General features: G+C 37.0%; 22 protein-coding genes and 1 riboswitch. Of the genes, 2 read left to right on the top strand and 20 right to left on the bottom strand.

The features are described from left to right. Positions 1-55 precede the first annotated feature (55 nt). A riboswitch (cyclic di-GMP riboswitch) is annotated at positions 56-150 on the bottom strand. An 844-nt stretch (positions 151-994) separates the two neighbouring features. Both BA724_RS19190 and BA724_RS19185 read left to right on the top strand, forming a co-directional pair. After that, positions 995-1,126 carry a helix-turn-helix domain-containing protein gene (locus BA724_RS19190; protein WP_425388979.1) on the top strand — a complete coding sequence of 44 codons (132 nt, stop codon included), beginning with the start codon at positions 995-997 and terminating at the stop codon, positions 1,124-1,126. A gap of 78 nt (positions 1,127-1,204) precedes the next feature. Beyond that, entirely contained in the window at positions 1,205-1,354 is a 150-nt protein-coding gene (locus tag BA724_RS19185) for a hypothetical protein (RefSeq protein ID WP_169818481.1), read from the top strand. Between the two features lie 527 nt (positions 1,355-1,881). On the opposite strand, the gene BA724_RS03110 is transcribed toward BA724_RS19185, so the two are convergent. The 20 genes from BA724_RS03110 to BA724_RS03015 form a co-directional block, all read right to left on the bottom strand. Next, on the bottom strand, positions 1,882-2,418 hold the full coding sequence (locus BA724_RS03110) for a hypothetical protein (RefSeq protein ID WP_069937230.1): 537 nt from the start codon (positions 2,416-2,418) through the stop codon (positions 1,882-1,884). A 14-nt stretch (positions 2,419-2,432) separates the two neighbouring features. Then, positions 2,433-3,293 (bottom strand): glucose-1-phosphate thymidylyltransferase RfbA, encoded by an 861-nt coding sequence (gene rfbA / locus BA724_RS03105; protein ID WP_069937229.1) that lies wholly within the window; start codon positions 3,291-3,293, stop codon positions 2,433-2,435. Then, entirely contained in the window at positions 3,290-4,417 is a 1,128-nt protein-coding gene (gene rffA / locus BA724_RS03100; protein WP_069937228.1) for a dTDP-4-amino-4,6-dideoxygalactose transaminase, read from the bottom strand. The genes rfbA and rffA overlap by 4 nt, the downstream gene beginning before the upstream one ends. Positions 4,418-4,434: 17 nt before the next feature. After that, on the bottom strand, positions 4,435-5,457 hold the full coding sequence (rfbB, locus tag BA724_RS03095; RefSeq protein ID WP_069937227.1) for a dTDP-glucose 4,6-dehydratase: 1,023 nt from the start codon (positions 5,455-5,457) through the stop codon (positions 4,435-4,437). Positions 5,458-5,477: 20 nt separating this feature from the next. Further along, positions 5,478-6,155, bottom strand: coding sequence for a WbqC family protein (locus BA724_RS03090; protein ID WP_083256023.1), 678 nt, complete (start codon positions 6,153-6,155; stop codon positions 5,478-5,480). 3 nt (positions 6,156-6,158) lie between these two features. Continuing rightward, entirely contained in the window at positions 6,159-6,725 is a 567-nt protein-coding gene (locus BA724_RS03085; protein ID WP_069937225.1) for a PglD-related sugar-binding protein, read from the bottom strand. Continuing rightward, positions 6,722-7,549: a class I SAM-dependent methyltransferase gene (locus BA724_RS03080; RefSeq protein WP_069937224.1), complete on the bottom strand. Its 828-nt coding sequence runs from the start codon at positions 7,547-7,549 to the stop codon at positions 6,722-6,724. Before BA724_RS03080 ends, BA724_RS03085 begins: the two co-directional genes overlap by 4 nt. A 6-nt stretch (positions 7,550-7,555) precedes the next feature. Next, positions 7,556-8,338 carry a phytanoyl-CoA dioxygenase family protein gene (locus BA724_RS03075; RefSeq protein WP_069937223.1) on the bottom strand — a complete coding sequence of 261 codons (783 nt, stop codon included), beginning with the start codon at positions 8,336-8,338 and terminating at the stop codon, positions 7,556-7,558. Further along, positions 8,331-10,538 (bottom strand): glycosyltransferase, encoded by a 2,208-nt coding sequence (locus tag BA724_RS03070; RefSeq protein ID WP_069937222.1) that lies wholly within the window; start codon positions 10,536-10,538, stop codon positions 8,331-8,333. Before BA724_RS03070 ends, BA724_RS03075 begins: the two co-directional genes overlap by 8 nt. Before the next feature lie 110 nt (positions 10,539-10,648). Then, positions 10,649-11,704 (bottom strand): pseudaminic acid synthase, encoded by a 1,056-nt coding sequence (gene pseI, locus BA724_RS03065; RefSeq protein WP_069937221.1) that lies wholly within the window; start codon positions 11,702-11,704, stop codon positions 10,649-10,651. After that, on the bottom strand, positions 11,701-12,258 hold the full coding sequence (gene pseH / locus BA724_RS03060) for a UDP-4-amino-4,6-dideoxy-N-acetyl-beta-L-altrosamine N-acetyltransferase (protein WP_069937220.1): 558 nt from the start codon (positions 12,256-12,258) through the stop codon (positions 11,701-11,703). The genes pseI and pseH overlap by 4 nt, the downstream gene beginning before the upstream one ends. A gap of 2 nt (positions 12,259-12,260) precedes the next feature. Continuing rightward, positions 12,261-13,334, bottom strand: coding sequence for a UDP-2,4-diacetamido-2,4,6-trideoxy-beta-L-altropyranose hydrolase (pseG, locus tag BA724_RS03055; RefSeq protein ID WP_069937219.1), 1,074 nt, complete (start codon positions 13,332-13,334; stop codon positions 12,261-12,263). An 11-nt stretch (positions 13,335-13,345) separates the two neighbouring features. Beyond that, the gene (locus BA724_RS03050) at positions 13,346-14,077 is read right to left on the bottom strand and encodes a cytidylyltransferase domain-containing protein (RefSeq protein WP_069937218.1); all 732 of its coding nucleotides are present in this window, start codon (positions 14,075-14,077) and stop codon (positions 13,346-13,348) included. After that, positions 14,074-15,231: a UDP-4-amino-4,6-dideoxy-N-acetyl-beta-L-altrosamine transaminase gene (gene pseC / locus BA724_RS03045; protein ID WP_069937217.1), complete on the bottom strand. Its 1,158-nt coding sequence runs from the start codon at positions 15,229-15,231 to the stop codon at positions 14,074-14,076. The genes BA724_RS03050 and pseC overlap by 4 nt, the downstream gene beginning before the upstream one ends. Before the next feature lie 36 nt (positions 15,232-15,267). Next, positions 15,268-16,236, bottom strand: coding sequence for a UDP-N-acetylglucosamine 4,6-dehydratase (inverting) (gene pseB, locus BA724_RS03040; RefSeq protein ID WP_069937216.1), 969 nt, complete (start codon positions 16,234-16,236; stop codon positions 15,268-15,270). 19 nt (positions 16,237-16,255) lie between these two features. Then, a complete protein-coding gene (locus BA724_RS03035) occupies positions 16,256-17,857 on the bottom strand; it encodes a CgeB family protein (protein ID WP_069937215.1) in 1,602 nt (533 codons plus the stop codon). A 26-nt stretch (positions 17,858-17,883) separates the two neighbouring features. Further along, positions 17,884-18,240: a DUF8042 domain-containing protein gene (locus BA724_RS03030; protein WP_069937214.1), complete on the bottom strand. Its 357-nt coding sequence runs from the start codon at positions 18,238-18,240 to the stop codon at positions 17,884-17,886. 29 nt (positions 18,241-18,269) lie between these two features. After that, complete coding sequence (locus tag BA724_RS03025; protein ID WP_069937213.1) at positions 18,270-20,009, bottom strand: motility associated factor glycosyltransferase family protein; 1,740 nt, start codon at positions 20,007-20,009, stop codon at positions 18,270-18,272. Positions 20,010-20,083: 74 nt separating this feature from the next. Further along, complete coding sequence (locus tag BA724_RS03020) at positions 20,084-20,896, bottom strand: flagellin N-terminal helical domain-containing protein (protein WP_069937212.1); 813 nt, start codon at positions 20,894-20,896, stop codon at positions 20,084-20,086. Positions 20,897-21,059: 163 nt separating this feature from the next. Continuing rightward, on the bottom strand, positions 21,060-22,307 hold the full coding sequence (locus BA724_RS03015; protein ID WP_069937211.1) for a motility associated factor glycosyltransferase family protein: 1,248 nt from the start codon (positions 22,305-22,307) through the stop codon (positions 21,060-21,062). Between the last annotated feature and the right edge of the window lies 1 nt (position 22,308).

The raw sequence follows: 22,308 nt of genomic DNA, 5'->3' as shown, positions 1-22,308 counted from the left end.
CCAAATAAAAAATGAACCTTAACAAGGTTCATCAGTCTATAAGACTATGATTCCTTGTGGTAACCGGCTACCATTCACGTTAACTAGTTAACATGATACAGGCCCATGGCTTTGCGTCCTATAGTTTCCCATAGTTTGCCTTTTTCACTTGGTTTTTTATGATATAAGTATAATATAAATTCAGATAATAGACAAATAAATGAGTAAAAGGTAATACTAACAAAAAATAAGTGTTCTAGCAGGATATTAGATAAAAAAAGCATTACTGACCGTATTCCACAGACAATATTTTGACGAAAAATTGTTCAGCTGGCGGAATTAAGGTAATGGACATCTGTCTACCAAAGAAGGCGTTCAGAAAAATCTTTTTCAACGTTCACGCTTTGCTGGAAAATTAGCCGATTCGATTTCTCTGAACACTCGTAGTTCTGATTCCTTTATGTTTTTCCATACGCAACTTCTCTTCATCAAAAACACCATGTTAATATCGCCTGAAGGGAATGAACTTAAAATAAAACACCATCCAGGTCTTTTAATTTTATTGCTCTGTGCCGGCAAATAAGATGGTTCTTTCACTCAACACGTGGTTAAAACTCTTTGTTGTCTCTATCTCTTTTATTAAAGGAATGAAATTTACTACTTTTAACTGTTTGGTTGTGAAAACTTTCCCAGAAAAATATACGTTCTAGATAGGCACCCGTATTCCAAAGACTAGTTTTTTCATCTTATGACACATAAAAATAAGAAATCCTTTTTGGGCTCAGCTGGTTGCTTTTTGTCAAATAGTATAGAGAAACAACCAATTCTTTTTGATTTACTCTCCTCAAATACATCTATAACAAAAGTAATCTCCTTGTAACTGCTAGAATTTAATTAACGGATACCGTTTGACCTTTTGAACAACTTTCTGCAAAAAAAGCTCGCCCTATCCGCTACTATTGAATTAAAAGAAAACAGTGGATATGGAGGAGTCAGAAGGGTGGAAAAGTTAAGAATGTATGTAAAAGTGCATGATTTACATAAGGAAGGATTTAGTGTTTCGGCAATTACTAGAAAAGTAGGCCTGTCCCGCAACACAGTTTACAAGTACCTAGGATGTCTTTTGAAGAGGCAAATGAATGGGTAAATACTATCCAGAAGAAAAAAAGGAAGCTAGACCCCCTACAGGAGCTGGATTTTAAGCTGGCTGCGTGAACATCCGGATATGTCTTCTGCTCAAGTGCATGATTGGCTGAAAGAGCGTGTTCCGGAGATCAAAGTCGGAGAAAGCACGGTGCGTTCCTATGTAGCAGAACTGCGGCGTGAATATGAAGCTGTCCTTCATTACGTTTGTGATGGCGCATTCGCGGTATAAATTCGCTGTCTGGCAAGACCGTCCGTGGATGAACCCATGAAATCGTTTATGACCAGGATCATTTGATTTCTATCAGTGAAAATGCAGGGGATCTTCTCCCACTTTTCGGCATATGCTTGCGCGGATGATTCTGTTTCCACTCTTGAACTTTTTTCGTAAGCGCCGGCATCAAGAACCGGTCGCCGCCACAGTAGTACATTACGCCTTTAGCCGCAAATGACAAAACCACCGCAGCGAGAAGCAATGTCGAATTTGTGCTGACTATACCATACAGTCAAGCGCATAGACTTACCACTCAATATCCCGATTTAAGATGTTCGTCATTTTATTCGCGCCCTTTTGTTCATGTGCGAGGATCGTAAAAGTCGGAGTCGTCGAATTCAGCGGAGTGATAATAATCAAGAAATTGAAACTTATACTGCGTTTGCATTTCATCAATAACCTCGTTTAGCTCCTGCTGAAAAGAGAGAGGTGTAAATGCTTGATACAGTTTCGTAACTGGACAGACAAGTGTAATTGGCTTAATATCATGCTCCTTCAAGAAAGCAAGGTGCAGAGATCATAAAATCAAATGGATTCTGGACAGCAGCACCTAATTCATTAATTTGAATATCATTTAACACTTTACCAAGATGCTCACCTGTGTCATCTGCAAGACAAACAATATCCGCCTTACTTGAATCGACTATATTTTGAATTTGCATTATCGTATGATTGACACCAAATACAATCACTTTAAATTTACAATGTTCCTTTGTAAAATCAGACCATTGGACGAACTCATTTTTAATTGCGCCAAGTAAAGAGGCAAACTCTGAATGCTTCTTTTTATTATAAGCTTCGATAGAGTCTACAAGAAGATTACTTAAATTCGTCCTTGCTGATTCCGATTTTGCTTTCAAATCATCATCATAAGATTCAATTGTATTATTGATCAAAACAAAAGCATCAACAAGTTTATTAAAAATAGGAACTCTTTTCTTTTTATGATTCAACAATTCAGATAAAATATATTCCATTTTACCCAGATTATATAGAATAGTTTTCTTATACGTATTCTGCATTCATAACTCCGCCTTTAAAATAAACTCATCAAATACTCCCCATAATGACTCTTTTCATACTCCTTTGCAAGTGCAAGAAGCTGTTCATCAGAAATATATCCTTTCCGCCAGGCAATCTCTTCAATACAACCAACCATTAGACTCTGCCTGCTCTCAATTGCTTCAATAAACGTTGAAGCCTGTAATAGTGATTCATGCGTTCCTGCATCAAGCCACGCGTAACCGCGCCCAAGTTGCTTCACATGCAGATGACCGCGTTCCATAAAGACCTTATTCACATCCGTAATCTCAAGTTCTCCCCGTTGAGATGGCTGGAGGCTTTTGGCAATATCAACAACCGAAGAATCATAAAAGTAAAGACCGGTCACCGCGAGATTCGATTTCGGTTCAACAGGCTTTTCTTCCAAAGTTATAGCACGGCGGTCATTGTCTACTTCGACAACACCAAACCGGTGCGGATCTTTTACGGCATAGGCAAATATAGATGCCCCCTCCGTTAATTGTGCAGCTTCTTCCAACATCGTTGTCATGCCGTGACCATGAAAAATATTGTCGCCAAGAATCAACGCAACCGGCTCATTGCCTATAAACTCTTCTCCAATAACAAATGACTCTGCCAATCCTTTAGGTTCTGCCTGCAATGCGTATTCCATCCTCAGACCAAGATGAGATCCATCTTTAAACAGCTGCCGAAAGAGCTCAATGTCCGTTGGCGTTGAAATAATCAAAATATCCCGAATCCCCGCCAACATCAACACTGAGAGCGGATAGTAAATCATCGGCTTATTGTAGACCGGTAGCAGCTGTTTCGATATAACTTGGGTCAACGGATAAAGCCGGGTACCGCTTCCCCCAGCAAGAATGATCCCCTTCACGACCGCACCCCCTCGTAAAAGCGATGGATCAGTTCACAAATCATTTCTACTTCTTTAATAGAAAGTGAATAATACATTGGCAGACGCAAAAGACGTTCACTTTCCATTGTCGTATATTGATCCTCACCGGAAAAAACACTGAATTTCTTTCCTGCCTCTGATGTATGAAGCGGAACATAATGAAAAGCTGCATATACTTCATGTCGGCTCAAATAATCAATCAATGTTGTCCGCTCCTGTAAATCAGCTGTCTTCATATAAAACAAATGACCGTTTGCTTCACAGTGTTCAGGTACATCTTGTAATTCCAAGTCGAGCAGTTTTAACAAACGATAATAGGTTTCCCATAGAAGCTTTCTTTGCTCATTTACTTTTTCAGCCTGCTCAAGCTGCGCTAAAAGCATAGCTGCGTTTAACTCAGAAGGCAAATAAGAAGATCCTACATCTACCCATGAATATTTATCAACTTGTCCACGCAAAAACCGCGAGCGGTTCGTTCCTTTTTCCCTGATAATTTCAGATCGTTCTATGAATCTATCATCGTTAATAAGGAGAGCACCGCCTTCACCACAAGAATAGTTTTTCGTTTCGTGAAAACTATACGCACCTAAATGTCCAATAGTGCCGAGAGCTTTTCCTTTATATTTGCTCATCACACCCTGAGCCGCATCTTCTACGACAAATAAATTGTACCGTTCTGCTAATTCCATAATCATATCCATTTCACAGGAAACACCGGCATAGTGTACCGGCAAAATTACTTTCGTCCTTTCTGTAATGGCCGCTTCAATTTTGGTTTCATCGATGTTCATTGTATCCGGTCGCACATCGACAAAAACAATTTTCGCCCCACGTAATACAAACGCATTTGCCGTTGAAACGAATGTATAAGACGGCATAATTACTTCATCCCCTTCTTGAATATCAAGAAGCAACGCAGCCATTTCAAGCGCATGTGTGCAGGATGTCGTCAAAAGCGCTTTTTTCGCTTGAAAATTTCTTTCAAGCCATTCATGGCATCGTTTCGTAAATTCACCGTCACCAGAGATTTTTTTATTGTTTAAGACTTGTTGAATGTAATTAATCTCTTTTTCAACACGAAGAGGAATATTAAAAGGAATCATTACTTGCTCCTTACCGGCTATCTTACAGCTGTAAAGCCATATTTATTTATGTACCAGCAAACTGTGTAGATTAAATTCGCTTCAAAATTAGCAGACGGTTCCCATCCAAGATTCCGCTTCAATTTGGCTGTATCAATTGCATAACGCTGATCATGACCAGGACGATCGTTCACAAACGTGATCAGCTCTTTATACGACGACAATCGGGAAGAAGGAATCAGCTGGTCCAGCACACGACAAATCTCTGTAACTAACTCCAGATTATTCTTCTCATTATTGCCGCCAATATTATAATGCGCACCTGGTTCTGCCTTCTCAAAAATCACTCCCAACGCACGGCAATGATCTTCAACAAACAGCCAGTCGCGTACATTTTGACCATCCCCATAAATCGGAATCAGCTGATGATGCAAAGCAGAACGAATCACCGTCGGAATCAACTTCTCATCATGCTGATATGGGCCAAAATTATTGGAACAATTCGTAATCACCGTATTCATCCCATACGTATGATGATAGCTGCGCACAAGCATATCTGACGATGCTTTGCTGGCACTGTATGGACTATTTGGCGCATACGGTGTTTCTTCCGTAAAAAAGCCTTCTGCACCAAGCGAGCCATAGACTTCATCCGTAGAAACATGTAAGAATCTACAGTTTTCATACCCGTTTTTATATTGAAAAGGCGCATCCATCCAATGACGACGCGCCGCCTCAAGCAACTGAAAGGTTCCCTTAATATTTGTCTCAATGAATGTAGCAGGTCCAGCAATCGAATTATCCACATGAGACTCCGCCGCAAAGTGAATAACATCGTGAATCTCATGCTTTCTAAAAATCTCATTCAGCAATTCTGAATCACGAATATCGCCTTGAATAAATGTATAGTTTTCGAAATGATCAAGTTCTTTTAACTGAAGCCTATTGGCTGCATACGTGAGAAGATCCAAGTTAATAACTTGGATATCTTTCTTAAGCATTTTCTCAAGAAAATTTAATCCAATGAATCCCGCTCCGCCTGTGATTAAAATTGCAGTCATGTTTTTCACCTTTTCGTAAATCAGGTTATATAATCCAATGTATTTGGTCCACAAGTAAAAATCGTATCTAGTATTGAAACATGATCTATAAAGTCAGGATGTTTTTGTAAATATTTCTTGTAAGGACCATATTCATAATAGTGAATATCGATATTGTTTTGTTCAAATATTTTTTCATTGAGATAATTTTTTGCTGCTGGTCCTGTGAGATATGTTGTTGCATTCACAGATAATAAAATATCCATTAGTCTATCATTAGGATCGTCATACTTTTTATCACTTTCAAAAACAAAAAAATCCGTTTTCAACCCGAGAATTTTTTGAGATATAAATTTGATTGAATCAATATTGTATAGACTCAAATTATTATGATTGTTGTTTATATATAAATAGTCCAGCAAGAACTTATATTCCTCAGAAAAAGGGGCATGGCGGTAGTGCTGCAGTATTGTTTTATAGTGTTTAACTTTCCACTTGTCATTGATAAAATATTTATCATTTATATTTTCTGTAATGGAATTATTAATAGGAATTGTTAACCACTCTAAACCTTTATCAGTAATTATTTTATTCCTATTGCGCCAATCATTTTTCGTATACTGTACATTGTCTAAAAAAACAAACAGATCGGCATTTGCAATTAAATCGAAATAGCCTTTCCATGGTATATAATTAGACTGATTAATTACAACCTTCATTATTCACCTCTTTACCAATGCACCTGCTTTAATATAATTATCTGACGAAAGTGTTACTCGATCAACAAGTATTACCCCTGCACCTATAAAATTACTATTACTAATTTTACAAAAACCACAAATTGTGGCAGATGGAGATATAAAATTATTGTCACCCATCTTACAATCATGACTAATAATAGAACCCGGCCAGAATACATTTCCATCGCCTATTTTAGAAAAATGGTCAATGCTTGCATTATTCATAATAATGTTCCCGCTGCCAAGTAGAACACTGCTAGCAATATATGCATTTGGATGAATTAAATTAGGCATTTCAAAGCCCAAGTCTAAAACCTTCCCAATGACACTTTTTCTAGCCGGTAAATTATTGTAGCCGATGCCGATTGCAACTTGAACATTTTGTTTATCAAAGTTTACATTCAATTCACTCGTAGTCCCTACAATATTGTTCCCTTTATTATAATCATCAATAAACCCTATAAACTCGTACCCTGCATCTACCGCTAAATTCTTCACCAATTGTGCAAAGTCTTTAGAACCTATAATTAATAACTTAGGAACACTCATTTTACCGAGACAAATTTAACGTATTTATAAAGATGTGCGGATAAAGGGGCTACTTTTTGCAAGTAGTAATTTACAGCTTCATATACCTCTTCTTTTTCATTGTGGACATATTGACCTTCCCCTAAAAACCATGCAAATTCATAGTTGCTTTCTGAAAATCCTGCTTCTTTCAAGTCAAGAAGAAATCTTTCCGGATCTATTCCCCCAACAATGTTTTTGTGATATTCTGCTTTATCAAAATCTTCTGGATCAATTCCATACTTTTCATTCAATTGTTTACCAGTAGCTATGACGGAGTCAATCTCTTTTCCAACAATATCAGAATACTTGTTGTCCAACTTCAGGTCTTTAATAGCATCCCAAAATAACTTGTTCGGTTCTAAATCGATGTAAAATGTTCCACCTGGCTTTAATACACGATTCACTTCTTTTAAAACATCTGTATAATTATATAGATGGTGAATGAATGAATATGCAGTAACAACATCAAATTCATTATCTTTAAAAGGTAATTCCTCTGCAATTCCATGATGCAGTGTAATATTATCAGTATCTACTTTAACTTTATCAATCATCTCTTCTGTTGCATCAATTCCATGCACTTCTGTGAAAAGATTTTTCGCAATATCAATGATGAAACCTGTACCACATCCAATATCCAAAAGTTTTGGACTTATATATTTATCAGAAATGGTTTTTAAGTTTTTAGTAACTTTTAACACGTTTTCTTCTCTGAAATGTGGTTCATTTGTATTGTATACTGCTGCTAACTGTGAATGAACAGCTTGGTTCGCTTTTATAACTTCATCTCTTGTAATCTTCAATTTGTTTCACTCCTGCCCTGATTTATATAAACGATACTTTTCATCTACAAAAAATTCTTCAAAGCTAACTGGCAGCCTTGTATCGTATCCAATTACTCTTCTTGCCTGCTCGTTTAGTTGATTTGCAATATCTTGAGGTATGAGACGTACCCAATCCAATCTTTGTTTCATAAATGGTCTGCAACAATTCATAGTTAATGAATGTCTCCATTCACTGGAATTATTGAACCCTGCACGATGCCAAACTCTAGCATTAAAAATAATAAGGTCACCTTGATTACAAATAACATCTTGTGCATTTTTTTCAAATAATTCTTCGGACGGTACAGTCTTGCTATGATGAGAAGCTGGCAGGACTTTAGTACAGCCGTTTTCTTTTGTGAAAGGGTCTAATGCCCATATCACACCTACATTTGTGGGATAATCTTTAATCAATCTTGGGCTATCTACATGCAAGCGTCCGCCATAATTGCTCTCATTAGGAGGCAATGAGGAAGAAGTAAAAGCATACATAATCCAGAACTCTTCAAGTAAAAGTGCTATTAGACTTTGCAATCGTTTATCTTCCAACAATTTTCCGAAAGAGACATCTTGCGCTAAAAGATCATGAAGGAGATATCGATCTAGTTTACTCCGTTCAGACTCTTTCATACTATAATTATTAATCTGCTTGACTAATTTACTTTTTAATTCCTCGCATGTATCAACATCAAGAAAATTAGGAACTACTGCATACCCTACTGTTTCAAGTAAATACTTATAGTCATTTAATTGCTGCTTTTTAATCATTCGATAACCTCCTTTTCACTCTATCTTTTGCTCTTATTTCAGACTGTTTTAGTAAATTCAATATTTGACTGACAGTTTGTTCAAAACTGAAATTCATTTTCAATCTTTCCTGCATCAACTTAGATTTGGCCTTATAATATTCTTTATCTAAATATAACTTATCTATTTCACTAGCAAAAAAATCTTTGTCTACACCGTTTTCTATTCCTATATAAGCAATAACATCACTCTCATGATTTAAACTTACAACAGGCAACCCTACGCTCATTGCCATAGCAGCACTGTTTCCACCTGCTTTTCTAAATGGATTAACGAACACATCACAAGCTGTATAAAAGTCTAGTAGTTCCGAGACATAATTAAAATATTTAATTTGTCCCTTTTCAATCATATCCTTATAAAAAGAATCGACTAAAGAAAGCGATGAAGATCCAACAATACACCATGTTATATTACTATTCTTTTTCAATATATCAGCAATCAAATGAACAAATTCTTCGGTCACCTCTGCTGCCAAGCGATTCCCTACTGTAACCAAAACAAAATGACTATCAGGAATATCAAGTAAAGATTTAGTCATTTTTTTCGGTTTTTTATGTTCTATTCCTACATTATGCTGAATAAATTCCCTACCTTTTATATTTTTTTCTAAATACTCCCTTTGTATCGTTTCTATAGTATGTCCACCAGTATATAGATCAACAAATTCAGAATACTCCGCTCTAGCCATCGAAAAACTAGAAACCGGATAATAATCATACAATTGATCAACAGCCAAGCTATCAGGCGCCCCTATTTTTAAAATCCATTGCGGTCTAAAATCAGTTATAGCCTTTATATCATTTTCTAGTCGCTGAATGCGGGGTAGGCTACTATTTGAATAATATACTTTAATCGAAGGATTTAATAACTTTTTATGCTCCTCACGAAGTGCAATTGATTCGGCCGATGAAAATTGGTGTACGAAAAACAGTTCGTTTGGAGAATAATTAAACATATCATCAACTACTATCTTAATTTTAAGTTCTGGATGATATTTAATTAAATTATTCGCATAATCAATTGCAATTTTTGTCGGCGCATGATTATAGCTAAGTAGTTGACCGGTTACAATGACTAAATGATTATCTGAGCGACGAGTTTTTATTTTGAATTCTGGTTTATAATATTCTTTCAACTTTCTCATAATTTCTACGCGGTCCACAAAATAATCGTCGTAATCTTCCTGATTTGCTTTTGCCAGATAGAATAGGGCATTTGTCAAAATAGCATAATGATCATCCAAATGATCTTCATCTTTAGTTAGATATTTAAGCATTTGCTTCATTATTGTTTTATCTGTTCCGATTAATACAAGAAACGAATATATATTTATTATTTTCTTAAAAGGAAGTTCAGACTTTGTGATTGATAAATAGTTCAATGCGTATTCTGTTACCTTGGATTTATCGCTTTCACTCATTCTCTGACTTATCATTCCCGCAATTTTTGCTTTTAGAAGTGCATGTATCGGCAAGTCCAATATATATTGAAAAGTGAAGTAAAACCCTGATGATCTTTTGATTTCATCAATTTGAATATTATTTTCAAATGCCCTCCGCTTGCTTAAATCGATGATTACATCAGGTGCTTCATCTGAAGTCACTCTTTTATAGCTCCAATTATTAAATACATAACCTTTTTCAAACTTCTTTTTCGGGTGAACCGCCTGTAAATTCAATTCTTCAAAAGGCTTTAGCAGATCATATTGATAACTCTCCATAAACGGTTGAAGCATATTATGAGGAATTGGCTTGGAAACGCGATAATAAAAGCGATTATGACATGAATCCTGTTCAAATGCTGCAAGAGAAGATAATTGATCAATTATTGAACGTTCCACTAAATCCGTGGAGTGGAAATGGGTCATGTGTCGATCAATCAGAATGAAATCATCAATAACGTCATTGTATAGACGATACCAAGAAACAAGTAAATTGGATATATTTGATTGAAGGGCAATTTTAGTTTCATATGGTGATACGTTGTGTTCAGCCGAAAGATAATTCAATAACGTATCAACCATATCTAAATAATATTCTGAGATCGGAAACTTAAAATTATAAACTGAGTATCCTTCTTCATCATAAGGTTTAGCTAGATCATAGAAATCTTCTTCCTGAATATCCGACGTAAATATATTGAGTAAGATTTTCACCATTTTTTCAGCTCCTATCCATTAAAACCCTCTTAAAATCCCAAGCAGGTTTTAAACTCTATAGATAAGTATTTTTAAATGCATTATCTCTATTACACTATGATATTAAAATTTTATTCAAAAAGCTCTTTAAAAGAAAGAGGTGTTCCTGCAATAAGATTTTTATTCGCTTCCCTCTTTAACACTTGCTCGTAATACTTCGGCTTAAGCCCATACCCCGGCCGCACAATTTTTATGTTTTCTTTCGTAAATTTTTCACCGGCTTTTATATCCTTCGCCACGTAGATCGACCGTCTAAATTTTAATGAAGCTTTTTCTTTTTCCGTCGGTCCGTAGGTAATGCTGCCGACTGCCTGCCATGCCCGTTCTGTTTCTACTACAAGGGCTTTCATTTCTTCTGGTTCCATTGAAAAAGCAGAATCTACACCGCCATCTGCGCGTGAAAGAGTAAAGTGTTTTTCAATCACCGTTGCGCCGAGAGCTACACTTGCCACTGCTACTCCCGTTCCCATTGTATGATCTGACAGACCGACCTGCACATCAAATAACTCTCTCATATGTGGGATAGTCGAGATATTGGTATTCTCTGGTGTTGCCGGATAGGTGCTTGTACATTTTAACAGGATTAAGTCTTTGCAGCCTGCTTCTCTTGCGGCGGCCACCAATTCATCCAGTTCAGCTACAGTCGCCATACCCGTTGATACAATCATCGGTTTTCCAGTCGAAGCTACTTTTTTAATAAGCGGTATATCTGTATTTTCAAATGAAGCAATTTTATAAAGCGGTACATTTAGCTCTTCTAGAAAATCTACCGCTGTTTCATCAAATGGTGTGCTGAATGGAATCATGCCAAGTTTACGCGCATGCTCAAAAATCGGCTTATGCCATTCCCATGGTGTGTACGCCTGCTGGTAAAGTTGATATAATTTTTGTCCGTTCCACAAACTTTTTTCATCATTAATTTGAAAATCAGGATTTTCAATATTTAATGTCATCGTATCAGCTGTATATGTTTGAATTTTTAATGCATGAGCACCTGACTTTGCGGCTGCTTCTACAATCTCTAATGCGCGGTCAAGTGATTGATTATGGTTTCCAGACATTTCGGCAATAATAAATGGTTCATTCTTCCGTCCAATTTGAATGCCGTCTATCGTTATTGTATTCATACGTACCTTCCTTCGATTTTCATCTGAATGCGAGCAGATTTTTTAGACCACTCTTCTTTAAACATCCCGTATAACACTATATCAACATCTAAACCATCTCTAACAATCTGTTTCCGAAGCAATCCCTCTTGCACAAAACCCATTTTTCGATGAAAAGAGATGCTTTTTTTATTTGAACCAATAACTTCTGCACATATTTTCCGAACCGGTATGTGATTAAATATATAGTTTAAGGATGTAAACCCGAGTATTGTACCCATCCCTCTCAGGGCATCCTCTGAACCAATATAAAAACCCCATTCACAACGCTTGTTTACTTTATCAATATCGTTTACGTTTAAAATCCCATATGGTATACCGCCATAATAAAATATCCTCGAAATCGATGTTTCGCTTTTTTGAAGTTTTTCAAACCATTTTAGATGCTGTTCCATTGAAATGACCTCTCTGTTATACATGCAATCCCGGATCCATTCTTGATTACGCCAGTCTAGTATTAACTTTAAATCTTTTTCTTGGACTTCTTTTAGTTCTGCTTTGTTTTTAAAACTCATGCTTACAGCTCCATCACTTTTTTTACGACTAATCGTTTTCTGACCATTTCCGGATCGATAATTTCACGGCACATGTGGATCATTCCGATCATTTTCGCAGGGCTGTGGCAAAGCTCATTGATTTTCTTTCCGATATGCCAAGAGGTTATTTTCGCACTTTCACCGAGACAATACAAAGCTCCCTTGCTCGCAACAGCTTTCGATAACTCTTTCTGATTATCAGCCACAATGATTGTAAGAGCAGGCAGTTCAAGAAAGCATCTTTCCCAAGAGGTTGATCCCCCTGCTCCAATCGCCAGATCCGATTTCATCATTAACTCGGCCATGTTATTGACCTGACAATGAAAAACAAACTCTGGCCTTTGATTACAGAACGCTTCGATCTCTTCTTTTTGTGGATTCGCTGCCCCGACAACAACATTTACTTCTATATCAGAAAGGTTCAATTCGCAAATAGCTTTCAATGTTTTCATCGTCTCACCTGTTGGATCGGTTCCACCAAAGAAAACAAGAATATTTTGAATGGTTCCATCGTGCTTGATTCTGTTTATGTCAATCGACAAAAATTCGTCACGGAGCAAAACATAATTTGGACCAAGCAACATCTGGCATGAAGCTGGCACTAAACCTTCATATCGTTTTTCTAGATTAAGGTAGAAGTTTTGATCAAGTAGGATATCGCAGTCATGGATACGATCAGCCAAGTCATCAATTACCATGATATGGCGGACAAGTGTACGGATTTCTTTTTCCCAATTTTCATCCAGACTATAGTGATCCACAATAAAGAGATCAATCTCCTTATCCAAATGCTGAAGAATTTGCGCTGTGTCTCCTGCATCCTCCCTCCAGCTCTCTCGCATCCATAGTAAGTGATTTTTGTCAGATGATGCAGAAAGCGTAAAAACCTTAAATCCTTCAGTTTCAATATAGGAAATACTGTTCCCTTTAAAAGCACGGCATATAAAGATAATTTCCATACCTTCCTGAACCAGCTGCTTTGCCAGTGTCAAGCAGCGCATCACATGACCGGTTCCAATCTCAACAGAGGCATCTGTTCGGATTGCTATCTTCATTGTATCCACACCTACAATTTCTTTTGTTCAATATGCGCATTAATCTTACTCCACTCAGGATGCTTATCAAGCAGGGCAATAACATTTTCGAGATAAAAAAACTGATCCGGTGAGTAGAGCTTGTCTATAATTAAGGAAATGAGTTCAAAATCTTCCTCTGTGTCAACGGTCCAGCGATAATGGCTGTAGTCATTCTTATTCTCTATCCCTTGAATGCGAAATAGGTCTGGGTTCGTATATATATAGGCTGTGACATGCTCTCTATCCCGTTCAAGTATTGCTTCCTGATGTGCTCTTTGAAGTGCCTGAAAAGCAAACACTTCCGTATCCATACCGCGTGGAAAAGTGCGTTTAATGGTATTAGACACATAATCAATCGATTCACGTTGTACTAAAAAATGCCCGACGGTCTGATCGATTACTTGAGGGTCAATAATTGGACAGTCCGATGTCAGACGAACAATGACCTCTGCACTATATTTTCTGGCTGTTTCGACATAGCGGGCCAACACATCCTGTTCAGAACCCCTATAATATGAAATACCTTTTTCTTGACAAAAATCAACAATTGGCTGATCGCCGTCTTTTACTGTGGTCGCAATAATAACCTGATCAATTGTTTTAGCCTGGCGTACCCGCTCAATCTGATACTCAAGAAGCGTTTTCCCATTCACTTTTTTGAGTATTTTCCCCGGAAGGCGTGTAGATCCCATTCGAGCTTGAATAATGGCCGCTACTTTCATTTAGCCACCTTCTTAACCACTGACCGTACAGCTGTGATGACATCGATAATGTCCTGTTCTGTCATCGACGGGAACAGAGGCAATGAGATAATCTCTTCATATAGCTTCTCTGCGTGAGGCATGGAGCCTTTTTGGTAGCCCAGCTCCTGATAATAGGGAAGTGTATGAACGGGTATGTAGTGAACATTTACGCCGATATTTTGTTTTTGAAGTTCATCAAAGATTTCTTTTCTTCCCGCTGTTAATTCTAATGTATTGAGTTTGATGATATACAAGTGCCAGCTTGAATCACTATCCGATTGCTGATACGGTGTAATAATTTGCGCCATCGGTTCAAATGCTTGATTGTACGCCGCCACAATCTCTTTTCTTCTGGCTACAAATGCTTCCAGCTTGTCCATCTGGCTGCATCCAAGCGCTGCCTGAATGTCTGTCATTCGGTAGTTGTAGCCAAGAAACTGCATCTCATAAAACCACGGACCATGGTTTTCTTGAAGCAAATCAGGGTCCCGTGTAATCCCATGTGAACGGAATTGAATCAGTTTTTCATAGTATTCTTTCTTGTTCGTGACAATCATACCGCCTTCACCTGATGTCACGTGTTTCACTGGATGAAAACTGAACATCGTCATATCACTTAACGAGCCAATTTTTTTTCCTTTATAACTTGCGCCAATGGCATGGGCAGCATCCTCGATCACGACCAAGTCATGCTTTCTTGCAAGTTCATGAATACGTTCCAGATCGGCTGGCTGACCGGTAAAAGCAACCGGGATGATCGCCTTTGTTTTGCTGGAAATGTTCTTTTCAATTTCAACAGAGTCAATATTGTATGTTTTAGGGTTTATATCCGCAAATACAACCGTGCCGCCCTGGTAAAGCACACAGTTTGCGCTTGCGGCAAATGTCATAGGTGTTGTAATCACTTCGTCCCCATGACCAATCCCTGCAGCAAAGCACGCTCCATGCAAAGCTGCTGTCCCATTTGAAAATGCAACAGCGTATGCTGCGCCAACATAATCAGCCACTTTCTTTTCAAATGCGGCTACAGCTGGACCGGTTGTTAAATAATCGCTTCTAAGGACCTTAACAACCGCTTCAATATCCCCCTCATCAATCATTTGCCGCCCATATGGCAAATAGCTATCACGCATTTAGTCGCCCTCCCAAAAAAAGAAATGCAGTATCCTCTACATTTCTTCTACTAAAGCACGCAGCTCTTCAACAGAAAGCCACTCAGTGTTTGAATCACTCGTATATTTAAATCCATCTTCAAGCGATTTCCCCGCAGCTGTATATTCTTCAGACCACCATGGAAACTCGGGCTGAATTACGTAATACGTATCAAACTCTTTCGTATGCCGCGCATCATCTTCCATAATCATCGCTTCATGAAGCTTCTCTCCCGGACGAATACCAATAACGTCAATCTCACATTCCGGTGCAATTGCCTTTGCCAAATCTGTTACAGTCATACTCGGGATTTTCGGTACAAATATCTCGCCGCCATGCATCCGCTCCAAATTATCTAAAACAAATTGGACACCCTGGTCCAGCGTAATCCAAAAACGTGTCATACGTTCATCTGTAATCGGCAGTCGTCCTGTTTCTTTAACTTTTTTAAAGAAAGGCACAACACTGCCCCGGCTTCCAACAACGTTTCCGTACCGGACGACCGAAAATTTCGTATTACCATCTCCGACATATGAATTCGCAGCGACAAATAATTTATCAGAAGCCAGTTTTGTCGCTCCATAAAGATTTACAGGACTGGCTGCTTTGTCTGTGCTGAGTGCGATAACTTTTTCTACATTGCGGTCAATCGCTGCTTCAACAATATTCTGTGCACCATGAATGTTCGTTTTTACCGCTTCAAATGGATTGTATTCACAAGCACCGACATGTTTTAACGCCGCTGCATGGATGACAATGTCTACACCATCAAAAGCACGATACAGCCGCTCCTTGTCACGTACATCTCCAATAAAAAAGCGCATACGTGGATCTGTGAATTCTTGCGCCATTTCATATTGTTTCAATTCATCACGGCTGAACACAATAACTTTCTTAACATCTTGTTCAAGCACTTTTTTGATGAATTTTCGGCCGAAAGAACCAGTTCCCCCTGTGACTAAAATTACTTTATCTTTAAGAATCATTTGCTTCACTCCTAACTTCCTAATTAAGTCTATTTATTGAACTTCTTACTATTTCCATTATTTTACTAATGCGGATTTCATACGTATGTTTTTTCTTTACAGTTTCAAGACCCTGATGTTTGATTTGATTTCTTAAATCTTCGTGCTCTAAATAATATCGTATAATTTCTTTTAAATCTTTAAGGTCCCTATAAACGACCAGATCTTTTCCGTCTATGAACATTCGGTTTATATCCAATTTTCCATTCGTGACTAAAAACCCTTCTGACCCTAATACATCAAATACTCTCATCGGCAGTCCTGATTCCACAAATGAACGTGTAATATTCAAATTAATTTTTGCACATTTAAATACTTTGGACATTTCTATAAAGTGTTCCGCATTTCCGCTATAAGCACTTGATAGATTTACATCCTTTTGATTCATCCAATGTTCATCACCGTAGATTTTTAAATCAAAGTTCCCAGCTAAAAAACTCATCAACGTTATTCGTTCCAAATAAGAATGGTATCTTCCTAATAAAAAGGCCAACTTCTCATTGCGTGGAAGCAACGGATGTTCACCGCGATCGATTGTTAAATTTGATTCTACCTCGAGTTTATTCATAAATTCGTCATTTACTAACTGTTTTAATACAAATGATTGATCATTACATTGTGTATTAATTAACTCATTAATACATTTCTTTAATTCTTTTGAAATGCGAGGTTCAATAATCGCAGCATATTCATTAGATGCACCACTATGTCCTAAAAAAGCTACATCTGATGTATAGTTTTCACGGTCAATTTCACTTATCGCTATCTTTTGAAATCGTTCCACATTTGCAGCTACCGGCATATAATGGATGTTTCTCATTCCTTTTTTCTTTAAATCTTCAACCACTGATTCATCGTATACAAACCAAGAAGAATATTGATAATTTAGATTCCGCTGGTAATAAAGTGAATAAGCCGGTGTATCCACCGTCCATGAAATATAAGGGATTTTTAAAGTCTCACTTATTTCTGCTACAATTTCACTATAATTCACAGAAAATAAATAAGCTGGGCTAATTTTCGCTATATTTTTCAATATATTATCTTTATGTGTCCAAGGTAGCTTTACTGTTTGGTATCCCAATTTCTGAAATGCCTGTAAACAATCATCGACTATTGTGGGGTGCTGAAAAGAGCATACTACTGGTACTCTCATTTTCTTTTTTCCCTGAAAATATTTTATTACATTATTATAAAAGGAGACATCGCATTGGATTAAATGATCGTGAATAACTAATTGAACGTTTAATTTATTTAAACTAATTTGTTTATACTCGTCCTCACAATATACTTTTACACCATTTAATAAGTCCGTATCGTTTTTTAATTCATGAAAGAAAAAAATATCTTTTTCAATGATAATAATAGGCTTTGATGTTACTTTCTTTATTTCCGCAAGTTCATAGCCAAGCCCTAGTCCAAGAACGACCACAATGTCTGTATCTTGATTGATTTCATATAAATGGTTAATCCGTTCTGGAGAGTATTTTGAGTATAAGTATTTCCACTGTCCATCAATGTTATAACGGCATGTCTTATTCCCATTTCGCGCTTTTTCTATTAATAGTTTTTCATGAATCATGGCACAACCTCTTCAAAATTAGACATTTAATGAGTTATTGCTTGTACCTCTTGAAGCCAATTTTCAATTTGAGGAAGAATTTCATATTCGAACATATCCGCAACGATCACGAGGTCATTCGCCTCTAGACCTTCTTGAGCCTCAATTAAAAACTCATTGATTCCGGTTGTATTAATATCAAGAGGATAGTTTAACGATTTAATTCCATTAATCGCCTGGATCGACCAATCAACTGCATCTGTAAATTGATTAATTTGCTTCATCGCTTCACTCTCATTGTTATCTCTTAATTCTTCAGCTATAGATAAGCAGGCACTTGCTATTTTAGGAAGAAATTCTTTTAAGCTTCCTACTGTATCTAAAATTAATTCTTCATGCTCCATGTCTTATTAACTCCTTCAACTTAATTACATTATTCTTTTTCTAATAAATCGATTTTCTTCTTTGTCTTTTCTATAATCATTTTAACATCGGGGAAGATGCTGTCTACTGCTTTATTAATGGTATTATATAACTTTAACGATTTTTCAATCATCGCTTTTTCTTTTTCATTTTCTTTTCCTTCTAACGTTTCATCTTCTTTCTCATAATGAAGCATATAAAGATAGGGATTCAAAACAAGATGCAAAAAATTATCTTCCATTGCATTTTTCAACTTTTTATCCTGCTTTTCTAAAGTTCTGAGGATATTATTTGTTAATGAAGTTCTATTTTCTAGTTTTCTTTTTGCTTGCTTAACAGCATATTGAGCTTTTTCCATATTATTCAGTGTTTCTTGCAAATGAGAATAAAATGATCGCCACTGCTCTAGTGTTTTTTCATTTACAAATTGTTTATCCGCAAATTCATTTTCGTCCCCGGTGCTAGGGGCATTTTCATTTAAAAATTGAGCAAACGACATTTGATTCATGCCGAGGATTTTCACTCCGCCTTCTGTACAGTTGTAAATTCGATCAGAATCTTCACTGATTTTTAAAAAGTCTTCAAACCAATTTTTCATTGACATAAAAGCGGCGTCTGTTAATACCTGACCTCCATGATACCCTTCTCTTTCCATCATTTTTCTTTTCGACTTATATTCTTCATTAATTGTTTTGCTGTGTAGGTTTCCTGCAGCGTGAGTTAGATTATTTGTATATGACAAATCCTGGCCAATCAAACAAATTGGGAAATCGGTTAAATAGGTTGCAATATTTAAGGATATATTCGCTACTGAAGGCCCGGTATAAAAAGAAGCGATTTCGCTATCCATAAATTTATGAACTAATTGCTCATATACTCCATCCTGTGTCACATGAAAAACAATCTTATCACCTTTGTATTCTTTTGCTATACCTTCATGCAACGTAAATGCACATGCTAAGGGAATGGTCACATCCAGGGACTCAAAATGCTCGTAATTCGGCAGGCCGCCATCGATACTCACAATTAAATCAGGCTGAATATTATATTTGATTAAACTATTTATTGTCGAACCCGCTGCAATTAAAAAAAACTGGCTTCTTTTTAATTCTAATAATTTGAGATGTTTTAAAAGTGAGGGACCTCCTGAGGCAATTATAATCGGCTTTTTAATAGATTTGTGCAAATTATTGATTGGGTAAGCTTCAAAAAGTGAGTATAAATTGTGTATAAAATTTCTTTGCCATGATTCAGCAAATAAGTGTACCGTGTTTAAATTCAGAATTTCTGTAAGTAAGTATTCTTTGATCCATTCACCAATTTGGTCTAACTCGTTTGGAAATAGTTTACTGTAGTTATTAGAGGTGATAAATTTATGCTTATTTTTAAATTTAGCCAGAAAAATTTTTAAGTTATTTCTAACAGTATCCCCTTCTGAGAAGGTACATATTGTTACATTTTGTTTTTCTTTCAATATTTCTAAAAAACCATTTTGTTCAGCAGTTTGGTAAATTTCTTCATTCGGTTCCACTATTAAAAGATGGTCTTTTTCCGAAAATAATTCACTTATCTCTAATGCATAGTAACCTAGACCAATCCCGTATAAAATATGTAAATTTCCTTTCTGATAATTTTTTTCTGCAAATTTTTTTGCTTCGTCTTCCGGGTTATAGACACTATGCAGAAAGTAATTTTGGTATTTTAATGTTTGACTATCGGATCTTTTGCATGGAATTAATTGAATGTCCATCTTCCTTACCACCTTTCCTGCTAAAATTTTATTGATAGTGAAAAAGCAACCACAAAGGTTGCTTTTCGGAAATATTAACCAAGTAATTGAAGAACACTTTGTGGAGCTTGGTTAGCTTGCGCAAGCATTGCTTGTGCTGCTTGAGACAAGATGTTGTTTTTCGTTTGGTTCATCATTTCTTTCGCCATGTCAACGTCGCGAACACGTGATTCAGCGGCGCTTAAGTTTTCAGAAGATGTTCCAAGGTTGTTAATAGTGTGTTCTAAACGGTTTTGGTTCGCACCAAGTTTAGCACGTTCTTTTGATACTTCTTCAATCGCGTTATTGATAGTAGTGATTGCATCGTTCGCTGCAGCTTGAGAACTGATAGACAATCCGCTAACAGCTAAGCCATTTGCTGTCATAGTAGCAATATCTAATGTAATATTTTGGCTAGAGTTTGCACCAATATGAAATACTTTTGATGTGAAACCGCCACCTAAAAGATTTTGAGTATTGAATTCTGTATCAGAAGCAATACGATCAATTTCGCTGATTAATTCTTTTACCTCATCTTGTAGAGCTGCACGGTCAGCAGTTACGTTTGTGTCATTTGCTGATTGTACTGCAAGTTCACGCATACGTTGAAGGATTGAATGAGTTTCATTCAATGCACCTTCAGCTGTTTGGATTAATGAGATTGAATCTTGAGCATTTTTAGATGCCATGTCAAGACCGCGGATTTGTCCACGCATTTTTTCAGAGATTGCCAAACCTGCAGCATCGTCGCCTGCACGGTTAATACGAAGACCTGAAGAAAGTTTCTCCATTGATTTACCCTGTGCAACGTTTGCAGCACCAAATTGGCGATACGTATTCATCGCTTGAATATTGTGATTGATAATCATTATAAATTTCCTCCTTGAGTCTGGCTGTTCACGTCCTTGTGAACAGGTTTCCATATGTTCAGCAATCAATCCATCCTAGGTCGGCCGCCCTGTTCTGGTTTGCTTACATTACTATTATCGTCTGAGTTTTTAAATGTTTAATAACTTTTTCATCTTTTTTCACTTATTTTTTGGTTAAATGTTGAAAAGTAGAGAGTTTGACATGTTCCCATCCATCTATGTAAGCTCCGCCTTCTGTACAGTTATAAAGTTTTAGATTCAATGGTTTCTTTTTAGCATACCTCTCAAACCACTTTCGATAAATTGTTAAATTTTTTGATGTTGGAACTTTGTCAATTTGATTGTAGCTTTTTGTTACCATAACGGTTCCTTCTACTTTTCTTCCTGCAGCTGTGTTACTGGCGTGACTCATGCTATTGGTGAATGCAAGATCCTGGCCGACAAGTGCAATTTGTTCTCCACCAAGAAAGACCATGGTATCCAACAAAGCGGTAGCGACAGACCCACCTGTTTCCATTAAAGGGTCATTTCTTTCATCCGCGGGTAAATGTGCCTTTTGAAATCCGTTTTGCCAGACAATCCTTCGAGGTCCTTTATGAAGCAGAATGGTATTATGATAAGCTGTACTAAGATAAAAAAGCGGCGTATTTGGTAAATTTATGCCTTCAAGCTGGTGCATGGTCGGCTCATTTGGATCGATGACCATAAAAAAGTCCGGTGTGATCCCGCTTTTTAATAGTGGTTTTACAGCGGTGCCGACCGATGCGATGATAATCTCCTTTTCATCATGAATTTGTTTTAAAAGCGGGAGTTGTTTATCGAGTGACGGTCCGGCAGATACAAGAATCATTTTTTTGCCTCTATATTTATCTTTCAGTTCACCAATTCCCGGGTCTTGAAGCCGGACGTTTTTTTTGAAGTTCGTTGTCATGTTATCAATTTGGTTTTTTATCGAGTCTTTTTGTATTTGGAAGTCTTTCAGCATTTCTTTTATGCTTTCAAATTCTTCCGGAACAATGTCCATCGCCGTTTTTTGAATCAGAACATTATTTTGATGAATGCGCGTTAAAAAGGAGGCTGCTTCTTTGATTGGCTGAAAACGCACATTTTCAAACGAGCGAATTGTTTCATAAAATGATGTTGTTCTAAACCATTGTTCATATTTCGAATTGAGTTCAACGACGTGAATTGTCTGCTTCGGAAGTGCTTCAGCTAATTTCATGATGTGGTGCCCCGCGCCGATTCCGAAAACCAGGATGGGGTCATTAACTTCCACTTCTTCTAATGCCTTATTCGCCCATGTCTCAGCTTCTTTTAACGGATCATATTTACTATGAAAGACCCGGTTCTGCTCATTTATTTCTACTTGTATAGTCGGAGCTGTTCTGGTTTCAATAATAGTAAACTTCAAT

The organism is Domibacillus iocasae, from assembly GCF_001750285.1.
In the GTDB taxonomy this organism is placed as follows: domain Bacteria; phylum Bacillota; class Bacilli; order Bacillales; family Domibacillaceae; genus Domibacillus; species Domibacillus iocasae.
This window is presented reverse-complemented; position numbering and strand designations above follow the sequence as displayed.